The 20,002-nt window shown below is 63.5% G+C and carries 19 protein-coding genes, 1 other RNA gene and 1 pseudogene; 15 read left to right on the top strand and 6 right to left on the bottom strand.

The window, feature by feature from the left end; genetic code table 11:
• Window positions 1-8 precede the first annotated feature (8 nt).
• Both LB543_RS03995 and LB543_RS03990 read right to left on the bottom strand, forming a co-directional pair.
• A complete protein-coding gene (locus LB543_RS03995) occupies window positions 9-1,886 on the bottom strand; it encodes an extracellular solute-binding protein (RefSeq protein ID WP_224613120.1) in 1,878 nt (625 codons plus the stop codon).
• Window positions 1,887-2,048: 162 nt separating this feature from the next.
• Window positions 2,049-2,702, bottom strand: coding sequence for a c-type cytochrome (locus tag LB543_RS03990; RefSeq protein WP_224613119.1), 654 nt, complete (start codon window positions 2,700-2,702; stop codon window positions 2,049-2,051).
• A 193-nt stretch (window positions 2,703-2,895) separates the two neighbouring features.
• Here LB543_RS03990 and LB543_RS03985 point away from each other — a divergent pair, with 193 nt between their 5' ends.
• Both LB543_RS03985 and LB543_RS03980 read left to right on the top strand, forming a co-directional pair.
• Complete coding sequence (locus LB543_RS03985; protein WP_224613118.1) at window positions 2,896-3,624, top strand: 3-deoxy-manno-octulosonate cytidylyltransferase; 729 nt, start codon at window positions 2,896-2,898, stop codon at window positions 3,622-3,624.
• Window positions 3,625-3,633: 9 nt separating this feature from the next.
• Window positions 3,634-4,497 (top strand): prephenate dehydratase, encoded by an 864-nt coding sequence (locus LB543_RS03980; protein WP_224613117.1) that lies wholly within the window; start codon window positions 3,634-3,636, stop codon window positions 4,495-4,497.
• Window position 4,498: 1 nt separating this feature from the next.
• On the opposite strand, the gene LB543_RS03975 is transcribed toward LB543_RS03980, so the two are convergent.
• From LB543_RS03975 to LB543_RS03965, 3 genes are read right to left on the bottom strand one after another with little or no spacing between them, the layout of a single operon-like run.
• Window positions 4,499-4,798: a Dabb family protein gene (locus LB543_RS03975; RefSeq protein WP_140757914.1), complete on the bottom strand. Its 300-nt coding sequence runs from the start codon at window positions 4,796-4,798 to the stop codon at window positions 4,499-4,501.
• Between the two features lie 30 nt (window positions 4,799-4,828).
• The gene (gene nudC / locus LB543_RS03970; protein ID WP_224613116.1) at window positions 4,829-5,770 is read right to left on the bottom strand and encodes an NAD(+) diphosphatase; all 942 of its coding nucleotides are present in this window, start codon (window positions 5,768-5,770) and stop codon (window positions 4,829-4,831) included.
• Window positions 5,771-5,822: 52 nt separating this feature from the next.
• Window positions 5,823-6,242 carry an HIT domain-containing protein gene (locus LB543_RS03965; protein ID WP_140507712.1) on the bottom strand — a complete coding sequence of 140 codons (420 nt, stop codon included), beginning with the start codon at window positions 6,240-6,242 and terminating at the stop codon, window positions 5,823-5,825.
• 144 nt (window positions 6,243-6,386) lie between these two features.
• Here LB543_RS03965 and ffs point away from each other — a divergent pair.
• From ffs to LB543_RS03905, 12 genes are all read left to right on the top strand, one after another.
• Window positions 6,387-6,483: signal recognition particle sRNA small type (gene ffs, locus LB543_RS03960), an RNA gene on the top strand.
• A gap of 104 nt (window positions 6,484-6,587) precedes the next feature.
• On the top strand, window positions 6,588-8,417 hold the full coding sequence (locus LB543_RS03955; RefSeq protein ID WP_224613115.1) for a DNA polymerase III subunit gamma/tau: 1,830 nt from the start codon (window positions 6,588-6,590) through the stop codon (window positions 8,415-8,417).
• 31 nt (window positions 8,418-8,448) lie between these two features.
• A complete protein-coding gene (locus LB543_RS03950) occupies window positions 8,449-8,772 on the top strand; it encodes a YbaB/EbfC family nucleoid-associated protein (RefSeq protein WP_224613114.1) in 324 nt (107 codons plus the stop codon).
• A gap of 69 nt (window positions 8,773-8,841) precedes the next feature.
• Complete coding sequence (locus LB543_RS03945) at window positions 8,842-9,249, top strand: hypothetical protein (protein ID WP_140810943.1); 408 nt, start codon at window positions 8,842-8,844, stop codon at window positions 9,247-9,249.
• 252 nt (window positions 9,250-9,501) lie between these two features.
• Window positions 9,502-10,584, top strand: a complete 1,083-nt coding sequence (locus tag LB543_RS03940) for a cell wall hydrolase (RefSeq protein ID WP_224613113.1) — start codon at window positions 9,502-9,504, stop codon at window positions 10,582-10,584.
• A gap of 80 nt (window positions 10,585-10,664) precedes the next feature.
• Window positions 10,665-11,270, top strand: a complete 606-nt coding sequence (gene recR / locus LB543_RS03935; protein ID WP_140757910.1) for a recombination mediator RecR — start codon at window positions 10,665-10,667, stop codon at window positions 11,268-11,270.
• A 257-nt stretch (window positions 11,271-11,527) separates the two neighbouring features.
• Window positions 11,528-12,739: a lytic murein transglycosylase gene (locus tag LB543_RS03930; RefSeq protein WP_224613112.1), complete on the top strand. Its 1,212-nt coding sequence runs from the start codon at window positions 11,528-11,530 to the stop codon at window positions 12,737-12,739.
• Window positions 12,740-13,003: 264 nt separating this feature from the next.
• A complete protein-coding gene (locus LB543_RS03925) occupies window positions 13,004-14,644 on the top strand; it encodes an ABC transporter substrate-binding protein (RefSeq protein ID WP_411908737.1) in 1,641 nt (546 codons plus the stop codon).
• A gap of 18 nt (window positions 14,645-14,662) precedes the next feature.
• Window positions 14,663-15,724 (top strand): ABC transporter permease, encoded by a 1,062-nt coding sequence (locus LB543_RS03920; RefSeq protein ID WP_224613110.1) that lies wholly within the window; start codon window positions 14,663-14,665, stop codon window positions 15,722-15,724.
• Window positions 15,721-16,641: a nickel transporter permease gene (nikC, locus tag LB543_RS03915; RefSeq protein WP_224613109.1), complete on the top strand. Its 921-nt coding sequence runs from the start codon at window positions 15,721-15,723 to the stop codon at window positions 16,639-16,641. Before LB543_RS03920 ends, nikC begins: the two co-directional genes overlap by 4 nt.
• A complete protein-coding gene (locus LB543_RS03910; protein WP_224613108.1) occupies window positions 16,638-17,501 on the top strand; it encodes an ABC transporter ATP-binding protein in 864 nt (287 codons plus the stop codon). The genes nikC and LB543_RS03910 overlap by 4 nt, the downstream gene beginning before the upstream one ends.
• Window positions 17,498-18,259 (top strand): ABC transporter ATP-binding protein, encoded by a 762-nt coding sequence (locus LB543_RS03905; protein ID WP_224613107.1) that lies wholly within the window; start codon window positions 17,498-17,500, stop codon window positions 18,257-18,259. Before LB543_RS03910 ends, LB543_RS03905 begins: the two co-directional genes overlap by 4 nt.
• Before the next feature lie 34 nt (window positions 18,260-18,293).
• Here LB543_RS03905 and LB543_RS03900 read toward each other — a convergent pair.
• Window positions 18,294-18,563, bottom strand: a pseudogene (locus tag LB543_RS03900) (hypothetical protein); the annotation flags it as partial.
• A gap of 134 nt (window positions 18,564-18,697) precedes the next feature.
• On the opposite strand from LB543_RS03900, the gene LB543_RS03895 reads away from it, so the two are divergent.
• Window positions 18,698-19,975, top strand: coding sequence for a 4-aminobutyrate--2-oxoglutarate transaminase (locus tag LB543_RS03895; RefSeq protein WP_127870729.1), 1,278 nt, complete (start codon window positions 18,698-18,700; stop codon window positions 19,973-19,975).
• Window positions 19,976-20,002: the final 27 nt, after the last annotated feature.

The raw sequence follows: 20,002 nt of genomic DNA, 5'->3' as shown, positions 1-20,002 counted from the left end.
CCGCCCCATCAATTACCGCCCTTGTATTTGGCCGCCAGCGCTTTTTCCTTGTCGAGATCGACCCACCAGGAATCGATGTCGACGCCCACATAGGCAGGCTGCTTGTCGGGGAACTTGAACTTGTTCCAATAGGCCAGCCAGACCGCGGAACGGTAATATTGCGGCACCACGTAGAAGTTCCACAGCAGGACGCGGTCGAGCGCATGGGTCGCGGCGACGAGATCATCGCGATCGGTGGCAAAGATGATGCGATCGACCAGCGCGTCTACGATTGGATCCTTGATGCCCATCAGGTTGCGCGAACCAGGCGCATCGGCGGCTTTCGAGCTCCAGAAATCGCGCTGCTCGTTGCCGGGCGAATCCGACTGGCCGAACAGACCCGTCACGACATCGAAATCGAAGTTGTTGACGCGGTTGATGTACTGCGTCTGATCGATGATGCGCAGAGTAGCGTCGACGCCGATCTTGCGCAGGTTGGCAATGTAGGGGCTGGCGATCACCTGGTCTGTGTCGTTCCACCCGAGGATCTCGAACTTGAACGGTGCGCCTGTCTTGGCGTTGACCATCTTGCCGCCCTTGATGACCCATCCGGCCTTTGCGAACAGATCGACGGCCTGCTTCAGGTACTTTCGCTCCGCTTGCGGAGAGTCGTAGACAGGCAGCTTGAATTCCTGTGTGAAGAGTTCCGGCGGCAGCTTGTCGCGATATTTTTCCAGGATCTCCAGTTCCTTGCCTTGCGGCAATCCACTGGACGCCAGTTCGGTGCCCTGGAAATAGCTCGATGTGCGGGTATTGAAACCGAAGAACAACGTACGATTCATGCTTTCGAAATCGAACGGCATGGTCAGTGCCTCACGCACCAGCCGGTCCTGGAACAGCGGCCGCCGCTGGTTGAGAACGAAGCCCTGCATCGGCTGCGGCGACTGGGTCTGGAAGTCCTTCTTGATGACATCACCGGCTTGGACAGCCGGAAAATTGTAGGCCGTCGCCCATTTACGCGAGCTGTTTTCGCGGTGGACGTCTTCCAGCCCGCCCTTGGTGAAGGCCAGCCAGGCGGCATTGTCGTCGAGGATGTAGGTGTATCGGCGCGTATCGAAATTCTCGCGGCCGACCTTCACCGGCAGTTTGGCAGCCCAATAGTCCGGCACGCGCTGCCAGATGATTTCGGAGCCAGGCTTGAAGCTGGCGATCTTGTAGGCCGCCGAGCCGAGTGGAATTTCCAGCGTCGACTTGGTGATGTCGCGCTTCTTGCCGTTGGCATCGGTACCCTCCCACCAGTGCTTCGGCAGCACGGCAAGATCGCCCATGATCTTGGGCAGTTCGCGGTTGCCCTTCTGGTTGAAGTGGAATTCGACCTCGCGGTCGGAAACCGCCACCGCGTCGGTGACATTTTCGAAATAGCGGTTGTATTGCGGGCTGTTCGCCTTCAGCACCTGAAACGACCAGATCACGTCGTCGACGGTGATCGGCTGGCCGTCATGCCATTTGGCGCGCGGATCGAGCCGGTAGGTCGCCGAGGAGTAGTCGGCCGGATATTTATAGGCGTCGGCGATCAGCGGATGGCTGACGCTGCCCTCATCGGTCGCCTGCTCCATCAGGGTGTCGTAGAGCAGGCCGCCGCCGAATCCGACGAGACCTGCCGCCGGCGTTCCCTGGACGATGTAGGGGTTGAAACTATCGAAGGTGCCGAGCACCACTGAATTCAGTGTGCCGCCCTTGGGCGCGTTCGGGTTGACGTAGTCGTAGTGCTGGAAATTGTCGCCGTATTTGGATTCGCCGATCAGCGATGAGGTGGTGCGCCACTCGTCGGCCAGGGTCGCCTGCAACCCTACCGCCAGCAGGGCCGCCGTCAGCAACGACCTTAGAACCGTTCGGCCAACCGTCATGCACCACCCTCTTCGCCATGCCTGCGGATCATCCAGACGCAATCTAGATGATTTGGCGCTCGTGAAAACCGCCATGCGCGGCTTTGTCGCCGCATCGGAGCTTTTCCTAACGAAAAAGCCGGGCAGAACCCGGCTTTTTCAAGATGATCACGGCATTTCCGGTTATTTTGCCGGTGCGGCCGGCGCAGGCGCGGCAGGCGCCGCGGGTTTCGCCGGAGCGGCCCCATCGGCCGGCTTGGCGGGCGCGGAGGCGTCCGCGGCGGCACCCGGTGCCGGCAGCGGCTTGGGGTTGTCCGACAGCGTGCGCAGATAAGCGATGACGTTGGCGCGATCTTCTTCCTTGGGCAGGCCGGCAAAGCCCATCGCCGTGCCCTTCACGAATTTCTTCGGCGAGGTGATGAAGTGGTTGATGTTGTCATAGGTCCACTTCTCGGTGCCGCCCTTGGAGAATTCCTTCATGCCGGCCGAATAGGCGAAGCCTTCATGCTCGGCGACCGGGCGGTCGACGAGGTCCCAGAGATCCGGACCGACCTTGTTGGGGCCGCCCTTTTCGCCGGAATGGCAGGCCTGGCACTTCTTGAAGATGGCAGCGCCCTTTTCGACGCTGGCGCTGGCCAGGAGGTCGGCGATCGGCTTCTCGGCCGCTGCCGGAGCGGCGGGGCCACCTTCGGCGGGCTCCGCGGCCTCGATGGCGAAGCCGGGCTTTTCCGGGGCCGGCGAGGCAAACAGCGCGTCCGATACCAGCCCGACCGAGAAGACGACGAAAACGGTTCCGAGCAATCCGGCGAGCAGTTTGTTGACTTCGTTGGAATCCATTCGCCCCTTGCTCCCTTTTCCGGCGGACTGATCCGTCCACTCCGTCCGTCGGTATCGAGACCTGCCCTCCAGAGCCGGTCAAATCGGGCGGAAACTAGGTCTTTTGCTCGGGCGTTGCAACACCTATAAGGGCGCTGCCAGTGAGACCTTTTGCCACTTTTCCCCTCCTCGTTTCGGACGCCTTGCCAGACCGATGTCCACCTTGATCCTGATACCGGCCCGCATGGCCTCGACACGGCTGCCGGGCAAGCCGCTGGCCGATATATCAGGCGCGCCGATGATCGTGCATGTCGCCCGCCGTGCGGCCGAAGCCGGCCTTGGCCGGGTGGCGGTGGCGACCGACACGCAAAGCGTGGCCGAGGCGGTGCGCGCGCATGGTTTCGAGGCGGTGATGACGCGCATGGACCACGAATCGGGTTCCGACCGCATCTTTGAAGCTCTGCTCGAACTTGACCCCGCGCAAAAGGTCGAAACCATCGTCAATGTGCAGGGCGACCTGCCGACCATCGATCCCGCGATCATCGCGGCCTCGCTGAGGCCGTTCGAGGACGCCTCGGTGGATATCGCCACGCTCGGCGTCGAGATCATCCGCGAGGAGGAAAAGACCAATCCCAACGTCGTCAAGATCGTCGGGTCGCCGCTCTCCGGCACGCGGTTGCGGGCGCTGTACTTCACCCGCGCCACGGCACCTTGGGGCGACGGGCCGCTTTATCACCATGTCGGCCTCTACGCCTATCGCCGCGCCGCGCTCGAGCGTTTCGTCGCGCTGAAGCCGTCGCCGCTGGAGCGCCGCGAGCGGCTGGAGCAACTGCGGGCGCTGGAAGCCGGCATGCGCATCGACGCCGAGATCGTGCAGTCGCTGCCGCTTGGCGTCGACACGCCGCATGACCTGGAACGTGCCAGGGAAATCCTTTCAAACTGAGATATCAGCATGCCTGAAAAGACCAACAGAATATCCTTCCAGGGCGAGCCGGGCGCCAATTCGGACACCGCCTGCCGCAACGTCTATCCCTCGATGGAGCCGTTGCCGTGCCCGACCTTCGAGGACGCGTTCAATGCCGTCGAGACCGGCAAGGCCGATCTCGCCATGATCCCGATCGAGAACACTATCGCCGGACGCGTCGCCGACATCCATCACCTCCTGCCGGAATCGAGGATGCACATCGTCGGCGAATATTTCCTGCCGATCCATTTCCAGCTGATGGTGCTGCCGGGCGTCAAGCGCGACGAGATCAAGACCGTGCACACCCACATCCACGCGCTCGGCCAGTGCCGCAAATACATCCGCAAGAACGGGTGGAAAGGGGTAGTCGCCGGGGACACGGCGGGCGCCGCCAAAATGGTCTCCGAAGTCAGGGACCGCACCATGGCCGCGCTGGCCCCAGCGCTGGCCGCGACGCTCTACGGGCTCGACATCATCGAGGAGAACGTCGAGGACACCGACAGCAACGTCACTCGCTTCGTGGTCCTGACCAAGAGCAAGCAATGGGCCGAGCGCCCGTCACCTGACGTCAAGATGATGACGACTTTCATCTTCCGCGTCCGCAACGTGCCGGCCGCGCTCTACAAGGCGATGGGCGGCTTCGCCACCAACGGCATCAACATGACCAAGCTGGAAAGCTATCAGCTCGGCGCCTTCACGGCGACGCTGTTCTACGCCGACATCGAGGGCCATCCCGACGATCAGCTGGTCAAGCTGGCGTTGGACGAACTGCGGTTCTTCTCGCGCGAGGTGAGGATACTTGGCGTCTATCCGGCCAGCGAGTCACGCGAGCAGTGGAAGGTGGCGGATTGAGCTACCAGCCCAGCGGCACGTAGTCGATCTCCATGAAGGTCTCGACCTCCGGCACCCAGCGGTCGCGCACGAAGGCGACATGGTCGGGATGGTCGTTGTACCTGGTGTAGGCGGCCTGGTCGGCGAACTCCATCGAGAAGCCGAACTGGTAGTCGTTCTTGGGGCTGATCTGCCGCAATTGCTCGAAATGCGTGACGCCCCGGATCGCCGAGAGGATCTTCCTGGCGTCGACGAGGAACCGCTTTTCCTCCAGCGAATGCGGCGGATGCTTCAGCGTGAAGACGACGGTGTGACGGATCATTTGTCTCTCCTGCAATGACTTCGATATTCGCTATTCGCTGTCGACCCAGGCGCGGATGAGGTGGTGCGCGATGGCGCCTTTCGGCGGCGTGACCAGGGCGTCGGGGTGTGTACGGTCCAGCATCAGGCGCACCTCGTCGCGCAAAAACCAGCGGCAGTCCTCCAATTCGTCGAGATCGGCCTGGATGTCTTCGTTGAGCGGCTCGCCGAAGCAGCCGATCATCAGCGAGTAGGGAAACGGCCACGGCTGGCTCGCATGGTAGACGACGCGGCCGAGCCGGATCCCGGCCTCCTCCAGCGTTTCGCGGCGCACCGCCGCCTCGATCGTCTCGCCGGGCTCGATGAAGCCGGCAAGCGCCGAATACATGCCCGGCCCAAAATGCCGGCCGCGCCCGAGCAGGCATTTCTCCCGCGTCGCCGTCAGCATGATCGCCACCGGGTCGGTGCGCGGAAAATGCTCGGTGCCGCAATTCGGGCAATGGCGCTTGTAACCACCCGCGCGCATCTGCGATTCGGTGCCGCATTTGCTGCAGAAGCGGTGGCTGGCATGCCAGGCGAGCAGGGCGGCGCCTTGCGCCATCGCGCCGGCGGCGGCCTCGTCGATCAGCCCTTGCATGTAGACCGAGCGGTAATCGATCGCCTTGACGGTTTCGGGCAACTGTTCGGGATCGATGCCGGCCAGCACCGCCAGCACCGGCCCCTGTTCGGAAAAGCCGAGCAGGACGCCCTGGTCGAAGGAAGGGCTGAAGGGCTCGCTCTCGGCGACGCGGTGCCAAGGATCGAAACCGCCATCCGCCAGTTTCAGGTGGAGCCGGCCGCCATTCATCAAAAGCAGTCGCGTCGTCGGATCGGCCAGCGCCTTGTCGACCGAATCGTCGGCGCGGTTCTCGGATTGCCGGTCGATCGTGTTGCCGGCAAAGCCGACGAACTGGCTCGGCTCGCGCAGGGGCGCGTCAAACAGGCGGAAGCTCATATGGACTCTGGTGCTTTGGGATGGACATGCTTGGGATGGACACGGGGAAGGCTTATAGCGCCGCCCTTATCGTTTCGGCAAACCGGCGCAGGTCGGAACGCTCGTACGGCTCGCGCAGGCCATGCCCCCACACCGGGCCGGGCCAGCCGGGATCGCCCTCGGACCGTGCGATGATATGGACATGCAGTTGGCGCACGATGTTGCCGAGCGCGCCGGTGTTGATCTTGGTGCAGCCGCTCACCTTCTTCAGCGCCTGCGCCACCATATTGGTCTCGAAGGTCAGCATCGCCTGGTCGAGCGGCGTCATGTCGTGGATCTCCTCAGCGCCCGGGCGCTGCGGCACCAGGAGCAGCCATGGCCAGCGGCGGTCGTTCATCACCCGCAATTCGCACAGCCCAAGCCACATCAACTGCTCGCTGTCCGCCTCCAGCCGGGCATCCAGCGTGAATCCGGCCTTCAGGCCCGGCAGCATCGGCGTTTCCCTTGCTTTTCTTGGTTTCCTCAAACCCTGAACGCTAGAGCGGCCGCATCGGGGCTGCAAGCGAATCCAGTGCTTCGCGGTGCCGATTTGCCTGCGCACTTGCATTTCGTCGCGCAATTGCCGATATGGACAGCGGGAGGTTGGTGGTGGACGATCCACTCGCCAACCGGGTCAGGTCCGGAAGGAAGCAGCCCTAACGAGCCCGGAACGGGTCATTGTTCCAGCCTCCCACCTCATCGGCCCTCCTCGCGACATTGACGACGCATTGCAGCGCGGGCGAGACTATGCGCAGGAATCGGCGCCTTCGGGCGCGGCCTTTTGGAGCTTAACGGGCGAATGAGCGAAGCCGGAAATTCGGGGTCCGATAGTCTGGCGACGGGCAAGGCCGCGGCCTACCGCGTGCTGGCGCGCAAATACCGTCCGTCGAATTTCTCCGAGCTGGTCGGCCAGGAGCCGATGGTGCGCACCCTCACCAACGCCTTTGCCACCGGCCGCATTGCCCAGGCATGGATGCTGACCGGCGTGCGCGGCGTCGGCAAGACCACGACCGCGCGCATACTTGCGCGAGCGCTGAATTATAAAACCGCCACCGTTGACCAGCCCTCGGTCGATCTCGCCGTGCTCGGCGAGCATTGCCAGGCGATCATGGAAGGCCGCCATGTCGACGTCATCGAGATGGACGCCGCCTCGCACACCGGCATCGACGACATCAGGGACATCATCGAGCGCGTGCGCTATGCGCCGGTCTCGGCCCGCTACAAGGTCTACATCATCGACGAAGTGCACATGCTGTCCACGCAGGCCTTCAACGGCCTGCTGAAGACGCTGGAAGAGCCGCCGCCGCACGTCAAATTCATCTTCGCCACCACCGAGATCCGCAAGGTTCCGATCACGGTCCTGTCGCGCTGCCAGCGTTTCGACCTGAGGCGCATCGACGCTGGCGCGCTGGTCGCGCATCTCTCCTCGATCGCCGGCAAGGAAGGCATTTCGGTCGACGACGACGCGCTGGCCATGATCGCGCGCGCGGCGGAAGGCTCCGCCCGCGATTCGCTCTCCATTCTCGACCAGGCGATCGCCCATGGCGCCGGCTCGGTCACCGCCGAGGCCGTACGCGCCATGCTGGGCCTGGCCGACCGCGCCCGCATCGTCGACCTGTTCGAACATGTGATGAAGGGCGATGTGGCGGCCGCACTCGGCGAATTCCGCGCGCAATACGACACCGGCGCCGACCCGGCCGCCGTGCTTACCGATCTGGCCGAGTTCAACCACCTCGTCACGCGGCTGCGTTTCGTGCCGAGCGCCATGGGCGATGCCTCGCTGTCGCAGGACGAGCGCCAGCGCGGCGCCGATTTCGCCCGGGCGCTATCGGTCCGCGTGCTGTCGCGAACCTGGCAGATGCTGCTCAAGGGCATTCCCGAGGTGCAGTCGTCCAACCGGCCGGTCAGTGCCGCCGAAATGGTGTTGATCCGGCTGGCGCACGCCGCCGACCTGCCGACATTGGACGAGGCGTTGAGATCGCTGGAGAGCGGCGCCTCTGCAACTGGTGCCGCGCCGCGCCCGAACGGCGCGCCCGTGAACCCCGGCAATGGCGGTGCTGGCGGCAATGGCGCCAGCGCCGTGGCGCAGGCGCGCATGCCTGGCGGGTCGGGCGGCGCGCAGACGATGCGGCTGGTCGAGGCCACGCCGGCTCCGGCCGCCTTCGTCGCGCCCCCGCAACCAGCGCCGGAGACGCAAGCCGTACCGCTGAAATCGCTGGCCGACATCGTTGCCCTCGCCGACGCGCAGCGCGACATCGCCTTCAAGGTGCTGGTCAAGCGCTGCATCCGTCTCGTGCGCATCGAGCCTGGCCGCATCGACGTCAGCCTGACCGATGATGCGCCCAAGATGCTGCTCAACGAACTGACGACCAAACTGCGCGCCTGGACAGGCCGCAGTTGGCTGGTGTCGCTGTCGAAGGAGGAGGGCGGCCAGACCCTGGCTGAAATGGAATCGACGAAGCGTGAAAACGCCTTCCTCGATGCCAGGAACGACCCGACCGTGGCCGCCATCCTGGCCCGCTTTCCCGGCGCCAAGATCATCGACGTGCGCATTCCCGACACACCGGACGCCGAAACGAGCGAGGCCGAAATGCCGGTCGAGCCGCCGGCCGATGACGACGAACCCTGATATCCAGCACTAATCCGCAAAGGATCGGACCATGAAAGATCTTCTCGGCCTGATGGGCAAGGCGAAGGAAATGCAGGCCAAGTTCCAGGCCATGCAGGACGAGATCGCCACCGTCGAAGCCGTCGGCCAGGCCGGCGGCGGCTTGGTCAGCGTCACGTTGAGCGGAAAGTTCGACATCAAGTCGCTGAAGATCGACCCGTCTTTGTTTAGGGAAGACGAGGTCGAAATCCTGGAAGATTTGATTCTCGCCGCGCACAACGACGCCAAGGCCAAGGTCGAGCAGATCATGCAGGAAAAGACCAAGGCGCTGACCGCCGGCCTACCCATCCCGCCAGGAATGAAACTGCCTTTCTAATGCATGTCGCCCAAAAGTGCGCAGCGGTTTTGGGGCAACGATATGCATAAAGCTGAGACCGGCGCGGCCATGATCGGCGAGCCGTCCGAAAGACTGATCGAGCAGCGTATCCGCAACAGGATCTACGAGATTCTGGAAATCCTCGCCGATTGCGATGCGGGCGTCGATCTCGTCGGCATCAAGGGCTACTTCAATCTCTTCGAGGATTTCGTGCACCGCCCTTCGATCGAAGCCGGCACGTCGGCGCTTTCGAAGGACGAACGCGCGATCGTGTTGGAAATCGCCGAATTCCTGGAGGCGGCCTCCGAAACAAATCCTGATTTCACCAAGGCCGAGTTCATCGACAGCGACTGGCCGGGCAAGATCGCGCCGACGGCCAGGGAGGCGCGGGCGCTGTTTCTCGGGCGGGGCCTGTTTTCAGAGACGGTCGAAGAGGTCGAACCCGGTCGACCGGCAGCAATCGCCGCCGGGCGATAGGCTGTTTTTGAGAAAGCGTGGCGCGGCTTTCCCGGGAAAAGCGCATGGCGCTTCCCCAAGGGAATTGCGGCGAAACGAAGAAAAGGTGGTCATCGTCTATGTGAAACGACGGCTCGATCCATCTGGAAAGCCTCGATTTGTGTCAATTCGGCAACAGTCCGCCGTTAATAACGTTTTGGCCATCATTTTGCCCGAAAGTGTCTCATTCTTGCCGCAGCCTGGGGGCGGGCATTGAAGTGAGAGGGTTACCTGTTGATCGCCATGCGATGGAAGACGCCGCTGTTGCTCGGCGTCGTCACGTCTCCCCTTTTCTTGGCCGCTTGCAGCCAGACCACCTCGCACGGCATGTCGGTTGCCAGCCTGACCGACGCCATCACGCCGAGTTTCCTGAGTTCGCGCGCCTACAGCCACACGCCGAAGGACAGGGAATGCCTGGAACGGGCAATGTTCTTCGAATCCAACCGGTCGAGCCGCGACGGCATGATCGCCGTCGGCACGGTGGTGATGAACCGGCTGCGCTCGGGCAATCATGGCAGCACCATCTGCCAGGTGGTGGGTGAACCCGGGCAGTTCGCGCCGGGCGTCATGACCAGGCCGATGAATTCGCGCGCAATGCCCGATGTCGAGGAGGCCGCCGACGCCGTGCTCAAGGGCGAGCGCAAGGCCAAGCTCAAGAACACGATGTATTTCCACACCGCCGGCCTGCGCTTCCCTTACAAGAACATGCACTACACCATGGTTGCGGGCGGCAATGCCTTCTACGAAAAGCGCGGCCGCAACTGGCAGCCGCTGCCGGATGAGCCGATGGTAGCGTCGGCCGAGCCGCCGACCGCGTTGCCGGGAGTACCCGCGACGCGTGTCGCGTCCGTCGAGATGGCGCGCCCGGCCAAGACGCCCGCTCGCAATGCTCCGGCACAGCAGGTCTACATGACCGCTGCGGCGGAACCGTCACGCCCCAGCAAGACGGCAACCGCTCACACCGCTCCGGCACAGCAGGTCTACGTGACCGCCGCCGCGGAACCGGCGACCAAGCCGTCGCCCGCCCGCATCGCCCCCGCGCAGCAGACCTATCTGACGGCATCCGCAGCACCGACGGCAAAGTCCGCGCGGATCCAGGCCAAGCCGATCGAAGTTGCCATGCAGGAGCCGATGGAAGAGCCGGATGCCGCCCGTTTTGGCGGAACCTTGAACAGCGGAACCTCGAGCAAAAGGGTCATCTCCTCGGTTGAAGACGCTCCGCAGGAAGCGTCGATGGGCTTCCAGTCGACGCCTGAGAACACCGATGCCATCGGCGCGATGATCGTCAGCCAGGGCCGCCCGCTCGAAGCCAACTGATCCCCTCCGCATGGCAGCATGGCGGGCCATGCGTCGATGGGGATGTTTCAAAGCGTTCTGAAAAATCCTAGATCAGAGCGATGTCCAAGCGAATCGCCGGTCCCGAGATCGAACGCCTGATCCAACTCCTGGCCAAGGTGCCGGGGCTTGGCCCTCGTTCGGCCAGGCGCGCGGCGCTGCACCTGATCAAGAAGAAGGAACAGTTGCTGTCGCCGCTCGCCGCCGCGATGGGCGAGGCGGCCGACAAGGTGCGCATCTGCTCGACATGCGGCAATGTCGATACGTCGGACCCCTGCATGATCTGCACGGACGCCCGTCGTGATGCCGCCACCCTGATCATCGTCGAGGACGTCTCGGATCTGTGGGCCCTGGAGCGGGCGGCGGCGATGAATGTGCGTTACCACGTGCTCGGCGGCACGCTGTCGCCGCTCGACGGCATCGGCCCCGATCAGCTCAACATCCGTTCGCTGATCGACCGCATCGCCGGCGGCGAGGTCAAGGAGGTCATCCTCGCCGTCAACGCGACGGTCGAGGGCCAGACCACCGCGCACTACCTCACCGATCAGCTCTCCGGCTTCGAGGTCAAGATAACCCGGCTGGCGCACGGCGTGCCGGTCGGCGGCGAACTCGACTATCTCGACGAAGGCACGCTGGCCGCCGCGCTGCGCTCGCGAACGGCGTTTTGACAAGATCGGCGGGGCGGATGGGCACGATGATTGCGTCTCCTTCGAAGTTGGTGGTGCACGCCCCACTCTGTCCTGCCGGACATCTCCCCCTCAAGGGGGGAGATCGCCAGATTTGTCTGCGGTCGCTGATTTTCAACGCTGCAAGATTGGCGGCAAGGTCGAAGCTGCCAATCTCCCCCCTTGAGGGGGAGCTGTCCGGCAGGACAGAGGGGGGCGCCACAAAACGCGGCATTCGCAAATTCGGCTTTATTTTCTTTATGGCCGCGCTCCTCGCCATCTTTCTCACCATCCCCGCCTCCGCCGCGCAGATCGACGATCAGTTCCGCGCCTGGCTCCAAACCGACCTCTGGCCCGACGCCAAGGCGAAAGGCATTTCCAAGAAAACGTTCGATGCCGCGTTCAACGGCATCAAGCCCAATCTCAATCTCCCCGATCTTGTCATGCCGGGCGAGAAGCCTAAGACGCCGCAGAAGCAGCACCAGGCCGAGTTCGGTTCGCCCGGCGCCTATTTTGCCGAGAAGACGGTTCGCGCGGTGACATCGGGCGGACGCGCCCGCGAAGCCGCCAATGCCCGCACGCTTGCCGCGATCGAAAAGCGCTATGGCGTGCCGGGCGAAATCCCTCTGGCGATCTGGGGCCGCGAGACCGGCTTCGGCGCGGCGAAGATGCCCTACGATGCCTTCGAGGTGCTGGGCACCAAGGCGTTCATGTCGACGAAAAAGGATTTCTTCCGCACCGAACTAATGGCGGCGCTCGAAATCGTCGAGCGCGGGCTGGCCCCGGTCGGCGCGATGAAATCGTCCTGGGCCGGTGCGCTCGGCCAGCCGCAATTCATGCCGACCTCCTTCCTCAAGCATGCGGTCGATTTCGACGGCGACGGCCGCGTCGACATCTGGAATTCGACTCCCGACGTGCTGGCTTCGATCGCCAATTATCTTGTCCACTACGGCTGGGTGAGGGGACGCGGCTGGGGTTTCGAGGTGACCGTGCCTCAGAGCGTGTCCTGTTCGCTGGAAGGTCCGGACCAGGGCAAGAAGATATCGCAATGGGCCGCCATGGGCATCGAGCGCGTCGGCGGCAAGGCCTTCCCGGCCGCCGAGATGAAGGCGGAAGGCTTCCTGCTGATGCCGGCCGGGCGCAGCGGCCCGGCCTTCATCGCGACCCCCAATTTCTACGTGCTGAAGGAATACAACACCAGCGACCTCTACGCGCTGTTCATCGGCCATGGCGCCGACCGCATCGCCCATGGCGATCAGAATTTTTCCGGCAGCTGGGGTCCGGTCGGCGATCTCCACCGCTCCGACATCGCCGCCCTGCAACGGTCGCTGGAAGCCAAGGGCTATGACGTCGGCAGCGCCGACGGCCTGCCCGGCTTCAAGACCCGCCGCTCGATTGGCAGATGGCAGGAAAAGAATGGTCGGGCCGCCACCTGCTTTCCCGACGCAGTCCTGGTCGCCGCGTTGAAATAGCTTCGAATTTTAGCAGATTTTTCCCGATACGCGGCATCGATTGGCCGGCGCATGCATGGACACGCCACAGCGGATTCTGATCCACTCATGCTGTTTCATAAATCCTCGTTGCCGGCCCCGGAGTCGCCGGATATGGTGTTGACCAACTGGACAAAAACCACGACGGTAGTGGGCCAGGGCTCTCGTTGGAGCCCTGAAAGAACACCGCAACCCTGAGCCGGGAACTCAGGTCGACAAACAACAAAACAGGGAACAATCATTATGATGATGGAAAAGCTTGCTCTACGATCCCGCATCTTGCTTGCGGGCGCCGCCATGTCGGCGCTGCTTCTGGCCGGAGCGCCGGCTAGCGCGGTCACCCCCGCCGACACGCTTGTCGAAGGTTTTGCCATCGACGACATCATCTCGATGGATCCGGGCGAGGCGTTCGAGCTGTCGACCGCCGAAGTCACCGGCAACACCTATGACCTTCTTGTCCGCCTCGACCTCAGCGACACCTCGAAGGTCAAGCCAGATCTCGCCGAAAGCTGGACCGTCTCCGACGATGGCCTGACCTATACGTTCAAGCTCAAGCCGGGCCTGAAATTCGCCTCCGGCAACCCGATCACCGCAGCCGACGTCGCCTACTCGTTCGAGCGCGCCGTCAAGCTGGACAAGAGTCCCGCCTTCATCATCGACCAGTTCGGCATCAGCGGCGACAACGTCACCGAAAAGGCCAAGGCGGTCGACGACACCACCTTCCAGTTCACCGTCGACAAGGCCTACGCGCCAAGTTTCGTCCTGAACTGCCTGTCGGCGACGGTCGCCTCGGTCGTCGACAGCAAGCTGGTCAAGGAGCACGTCGTCAAGGCAGCGCCCACTGCCGACTACAAATGGGACAACGACTTCGGCAACGCCTGGCTGAAAACAGGCTATGCTGGTTCCGGCGCCTACAAGCTGCGCGAGTGGCGTGCCAACGAAGCCGTCGTCATGGAGCGCAACGACAATTATCACGGCGAAAAGGCCAAGCTCGCCCGCGTCATCTACCGCAACATGAAGGAAAGCTCGGCGCAGCGCCTGGCACTCGAAGCCGGCGACATCGACGTTGCCCGCAATCTCGAGCCGAACGATCTCGGCGCCATCGCCAAGAACGCCGACCTGACCACCACCAGTGCGCCGAAGGGCACAGTTTTTTACATCAGCCTCAACCAGAAGAACCCGAACCTTGCCAAGCCCGAGGTTCGCCAGGCCTTCAAATACCTTGTCGATTATGATGCGCTGAGCTCGACCATCCTCAAGGGCATCGGCGAAATCCACCAGACCTTCCTGCCCAAGGGCGTTCTCGGCGAACTGGACGAAAACCCGTTCAAGCTCGATGTCGCCAAGGCCAAGGAGTTGCTGGCCAAGGCCGGCCTGCCGGACGGCTTCAGCGTCACCATGGACGTGCGCACCGGCCAGCCATACACCGGCATGGCGGAATCGATCCAGCAGACGCTGGGGCAGGCCGGGATCAAGCTGGAGATCATCCCCGGCGATGGCAAACAGACGCTGACAAAATACCGCGCCCGCAACCATGACATTTATATCGGCCAGTGGGGCCAGGATTATTTCGATCCGAATTCGAACGCGCAGACCTTTGCCTCGAACCCGGACAATTCGGATGCCGGCAAGTCCCACACGCTCGCCTGGCGCAACAGCTGGGACATTCCGGACCTGACCAAGGAAACGGAAGCAGCACTGCTGGAGAAGGATTCGGGCAAGCGCGCCGATATGTACAAGGATCTCGAAAAGAAAGTCCTCGACACCAGCCCCTTCGTCATCATCCACCAGCAGCTGGAAGTCGCGGGTCTGCGCAAGAACCTCAAGGGCTTCGTGCTCGGTCCGAGCTTCGACACCAACTTCGTCGGGCCGGTTTCCAAGGAATAGCGTTCGCGGACACGCCGCATGAGCGCGATTGAAAACGAAAGCGGGCGCGGCAGCGCCCGCGCCGCCGCCCTTGCATCATCGCTCGGCCGCTTCCTGGTCATCGCGGTGACGACCTATCTTGGTCTTCTCGCGGTCACCTTCTTCATTGGCCGCGTCATCCCGATCGACCCGGTGCTCGCCGTTCTGGGCGACCGGGCACCTGCCAATGTCGTGGAGCGCACGCGCCGCGAAATGGGCCTCGACCTGCCGTTGATCGAACAGTTCTATATCTATGTGAAACACGCGCTGAGCGGTGATTTCGGTATCTCGGTGCTGACTACCAATCCTGTCATGACCGACATCCGCCGCGCTCTTCCCGCAACGACGGAACTGGCGACATTGGGGACACTGATCGGCGCGCTGTTGGGTGTGCCGCTCGGGGTGCTGGCCGCGGTCAAACGCGGCAGCCTCGTCGATCAGATCGTGCGCGTCATCGGCCTGATCGGTTATTCCGTGCCGATCTTCTGGCTCGGCCTGCTTGGGCTCGTCCTGTTCTATGCCAAGCTGCAATGGGTGGCCTTCCCGGCACGGCTCGACGTTGTCTACGAATACACTTTCACGCCGATCACCGGTTTCTACCTGCTCGATTCCGCGATACAGGGACAGTGGGACGTCTTTTACGACGCCTTCCGGCACATCATCCTGCCGGCCTCGCTGCTCGGCTATTTCTCGCTCGCCTATATCAGCCGCATGACGCGCTCGTTCATGCTCAATGAACTCGCCCAGGAATATGTCGTCGCGGCGCGCGCCAAGGGCCTGTCGGAAACCCGCATCATCTGGGGCCACGCGCTGCGCAATGCCGCCGTGCCGATGGTGACGGTGATCGCGCTCTCCTACGCCGGGCTGCTCGAAGGCTCGGTGCTGACCGAGACCGTCTTCTCCTGGCCGGGCATCGGCCTCTACATCACCAACTCGCTGCAGAACGCCGACATGAACGCGGTGCTTGGCGGTACCATCGTCATCGGCTCGGTGTTCATCGGCATCAACCTTCTGTCCGACCTGCTCTACCGTGTGCTCGACCCGAGGACCAAGACAGGATGAGCGCCGAGACCATCCAGAGCCGTCGCGAATGGTTGCTGTCGGAGCGGCCGGCATCGCGCATGCAGGCAAGACTCGGCCGCGCCTATGTCGCGTGGCGGCGCTTTTCCGCCAATCGTCTGGCCTTTGTCGGTCTGCTGATCATCATTGCCCTGCTGCTCGTCGCCGCCCTTGCCGGTGTGCTGGCGCCGTATTCGCCGACCTTCGGTGACTTGAAGAACGCGCGGCTGCTGGCGCCGAGCGGGCAGTACTGGTTCGGCACCGACGACCTCGGCCGCGACATCTATTCGCGCATCCTCTACGGCTCCCGCTGGACGCTCTATGTCGTCGTCCTGGTCGCCATCATCGCCGCCCCCATCGGTCTTCTGGTCGGCACCGTCGCCGGCTATGCCGGCGGTTGGACCGATGCCGTGCTGATGCGCATCACCGACATCTTCCTTGCCTTCCCCAAGCTGGTGCTGGCGCTGGCCTTCGTCGCCGCCCTTGGTCCCGGCATCGAGAACGCCGTGCTGGCGATCGCCATCACCTCCTGGCCGCCTTATGCGCGTATCGCTCGGGCCGAGACGCTCACCGTGCGCAACTCGGACTACATCAAGGCGGTGCAATTGATGGGCGCCTCGCCGTTCCGCATCGTGCTGCGCCACATCATGCCGTTGTGCATCTCCTCGCTGATCGTCCGCGTGACGCTCGACATGGCCGGCATCATCCTGACGGCCGCGGGCCTCGGCTTCCTCGGCCTCGGCGCGCAGCCGCCGCTGCCGGAATGGGGCACCATGATCGCTTCGGGCCGCCGCTTCATCCTAGACCAATGGTGGGTGGCCGGCGCGCCTGGCTTCGCCATCCTGATCGTCAGCCTTGGGTTCAACCTGCTCGGCGACGGCCTGCGCGACGCACTCGATCCCCGCAGCGGTGACCAATGAGTGGCTCCCCTGATCAGCCGCGATCAAAGAGCACGCTTCTCGACGTCGAGGATCTGCGGGTCACCTTTCCGACCCGCACCGGCATGATCGAGGCGGTGCGCGGCGTTTCCTTTTCGCTCGGCCGCGAGCGGCTCGGCATCGTCGGCGAATCCGGCTCGGGCAAGTCGCAGACGGGCCGTGCCATCATGGGACTGACACCGCCGCAGGCCCGGATATCGGCCACCAAATTGACCTTCGACGGTATCGACCTGCTCGGCGTCTCGGCGCGCCAACGCCGGGCGTTGCGCGGCAACCGCATCGCCATGATCCTGCAGGACCCGAAATATTCGCTCGACCCGGTGATGAGCATCGGCCGTCAGATCGTCGAAACGCTACGCACCCATGAAAAGGTCGGCAAGGCGGAGGCGCGCGAGCGCGCGTTGGCCATGCTGGAAGCGGTGCAGATCCGCGACCCCAAACGCGTCTTCGACCTGCATCCGCACGAAGTGTCGGGCGGCATGGGCCAGCGCGCCATGATCGCCATGATGCTGATCGCCGGGCCGGAAATGATGATCGCCGACGAGCCGACCTCGGCGCTCGACGTCACGGTGCAGCTCGATGTCCTCGGCATCCTCGACCGGCTGGTCGCAGAGCGTGGCATGGGACTGATCTTCATCTCGCACGATCTGCGCTTGGTCTCGTCCTTCTGCGACCGCGTCATCGTCATGTATGCCGGCAAGGTGGTCGAGCAGCTCAAGGCCTCGGAACTCAGCCAGGCCCAGCATCCCTACACGCGCGGGCTGCTCAACTGCATGCCCAAGATCGGCGCCGACCGTCACCCACTGCCGGTGCTCGACCGCAAGCCGGAGTGGGCGGCATGACTTCTGCGATTGCCGTCGACAGGCTGGAGGTGATCTTCGACCGCTTCCGCGCGCTGAAGGGCGTCAGCCTCGACGTGCAGCCGGGCGAATCCTTCGGCCTTGTCGGCGAATCCGGTTCCGGCAAATCGACATTGCTGCGGGCCATCGCCGGCCTCGCGCCGGTTGCCTCGGGCAGCATTGTCGTCAACGGCAAGACGCTCGGCGCGCGCCGCGACAAGGCCTTCTACCGCGAAGTGCAGATGGTCTTCCAGGATCCGTATGGCTCGCTGCACCCGCGCCAGACCGTCGATCGACTGCTGCAGGAGCCGCTTGCCATCCACGGCTTTGCCGATGGTGAAAAGCGGATCGAACGCGCACTCGACGAGGTCGGCCTGGGCAACGGCTTTCGCTTCCGTTACGCCCACCAATTGTCGGGTGGCCAGCGTCAGCGTGTGGCGATCGCACGCGCGCTGATCCTCGAACCCTCGATCCTGCTGCTCGACGAGCCGACCTCGGCGCTCGACGCCTCGGTGCAGGCGGAAGTGCTCAACCTGCTGGAAGAAGTCCGCCGCCGGCGCAAGCTGACCTTCCTGATGGTCAGCCACGACCTCGCCATCATCACCCATATGTGCGAGCGGCTGATGGTGATGCAGGGCGGCGAGGCGGTGGAGAATCTGGTGGCGAACGATCTGGTCGAGCGCCGCGTGACGAAGGATTATACGCGCAACCTCTTGCGGGCCAGCGACGGGTTTGTGAGAACCGCTCGCGAGCAAGTTTGACGATAGTTGTCCGACGCAAAGTGTATTTCCCGCCTCAGGCCGCTCCGCTTTCCGGCAGGATCCCACCCTTCGCCTTGCCGCGCTCTTTCGGCTCCTTGATCCGGAACCACGTCAAATAAAGCGCCGGCAGGAACAGCAGCGTGATCGCGGTGCCCGCGATAATGCCGCCCATCATGGCGTAGGCCACCACGCCGATCAGCCCGAGCGGCGCCACCGCCACCACCAGGAATAAGCGTTGGAAGCTCTGCAACTGCACCATCAGGATGGTCGCCATGACGAACAGCATCAGCGGCACCACGGCCGCGTGTATCGCTGGACTGGTCAAGTCAGGCCCAATCGACCCGGTGATGGTGCCGACTTGAGGAAAATCTGAAATAAGGCCAGAAGGGGAGTTCAACGACATCAAACAGAACGGGCGCCGGCCCGGTGAGGGATATCATGAAGAACTCCGCCATTTCCGAACGCAAGAACCAGTCGATCTCGCGCGGCGTCGGCATGACCACGCAGATCTACGCCGATCGGGCCGAGAATTCGGAAATCTGGGATGTCGAAGGCCGCCGCTATATCGACTTCTCCTCGGGTATCGCCGTCGTCAACACCGGCCACCGCCACCCCAGGGTGATCGAGGCGGTCAAGGCGCAGCTCGACCGCTTCACCCACACCTGCCATCAGGTCGTGCCTTATGAGAGCTATGTACGGCTGGCCGAACGGCTGAACGCCATGCTGCCCGGCAAGTTCGAGAAGAAGACCATCTTCGTCACCACCGGTGCCGAGGCGGTGGAGAATGCCATCAAGATCGCTCGCAACGCCACCGGCCGCCAGGCCGTCATCGCCTTCGGCGGCGGCTTCCACGGCCGCACCTTCATGGGCATGGCGCTGACCGGCAAGGTCGTGCCCTACAAGGTTGGCTTTGGGGCCATGCCGGGCGACGTCTACCACGTGCCGTTCCCCGTGCAACTGCATGGTGTCTCGGTCGCCGATTCGCTGGCCGCGCTCGACAAGCTGTTCAAGGCGGATGTCGATCCGGCCCGCGTCGCAGCGATCATCATCGAGCCGGTTCAGGGCGAGGGCGGCTTCTACGACGCGCCGCGTGAACTCCTGACGGCGCTGCGCAAGCTCTGCGACCAGCACGGCATGCTGCTCATCGCCGATGAGGTGCAGACCGGCTTTGCCCGCACCGGCAAGATGTTCGCCATGGACCATCATGAGGTGGCGGCCGACATCACCACCATGGCCAAGAGCCTCGCTGGCGGCTTTCCGCTGTCGGCGGTCACCGGCCGCGCCGAGATCATGGATGCGCCCAGCCCCGGCGGCCTCGGTGGCACCTATGGCGGCAGCCCGATCGGCGTTGCCGCGGCACATGCCGTGCTTGACGTCATCGAGGACGAAAAGCTCTGCGACCGCGCCAACACGCTGGGTGCGAGGCTGAAGCAGCGTCTGCAGTCGATCCGTGACGACGTGCCCGAGATTGTCGACATCAGGGGTTTGGGCTTCATGAACGCGGTCGAGTTCAACGACGTCAAGAAGGGCCTGCCGTCGGCCGAGATCGCCAACGCGATCCGCCTGAAGGCGCTCGACAAGGGCCTGATCCTGCTGACCTGCGGCGTCTACGGCAACGTCATCCGCTTCCTGGCGCCGATCACCATCCAGGACGAGGTCATGAACGAAGCGCTCGACATTCTGGAAAGCTCGATCCGCGAAGTCTGCGCCGCCTGAAAAGGCAGCGCCTTTTTCTCCTGACGG

This window comes from Mesorhizobium sp. ESP7-2, assembly GCF_020164715.1.
GTDB lineage: Bacteria > Pseudomonadota > Alphaproteobacteria > Rhizobiales > Rhizobiaceae > Mesorhizobium.
Note: the sequence above shows the minus strand (reverse complement) of the source record. Positions and strands in the feature narration are given on the sequence as shown.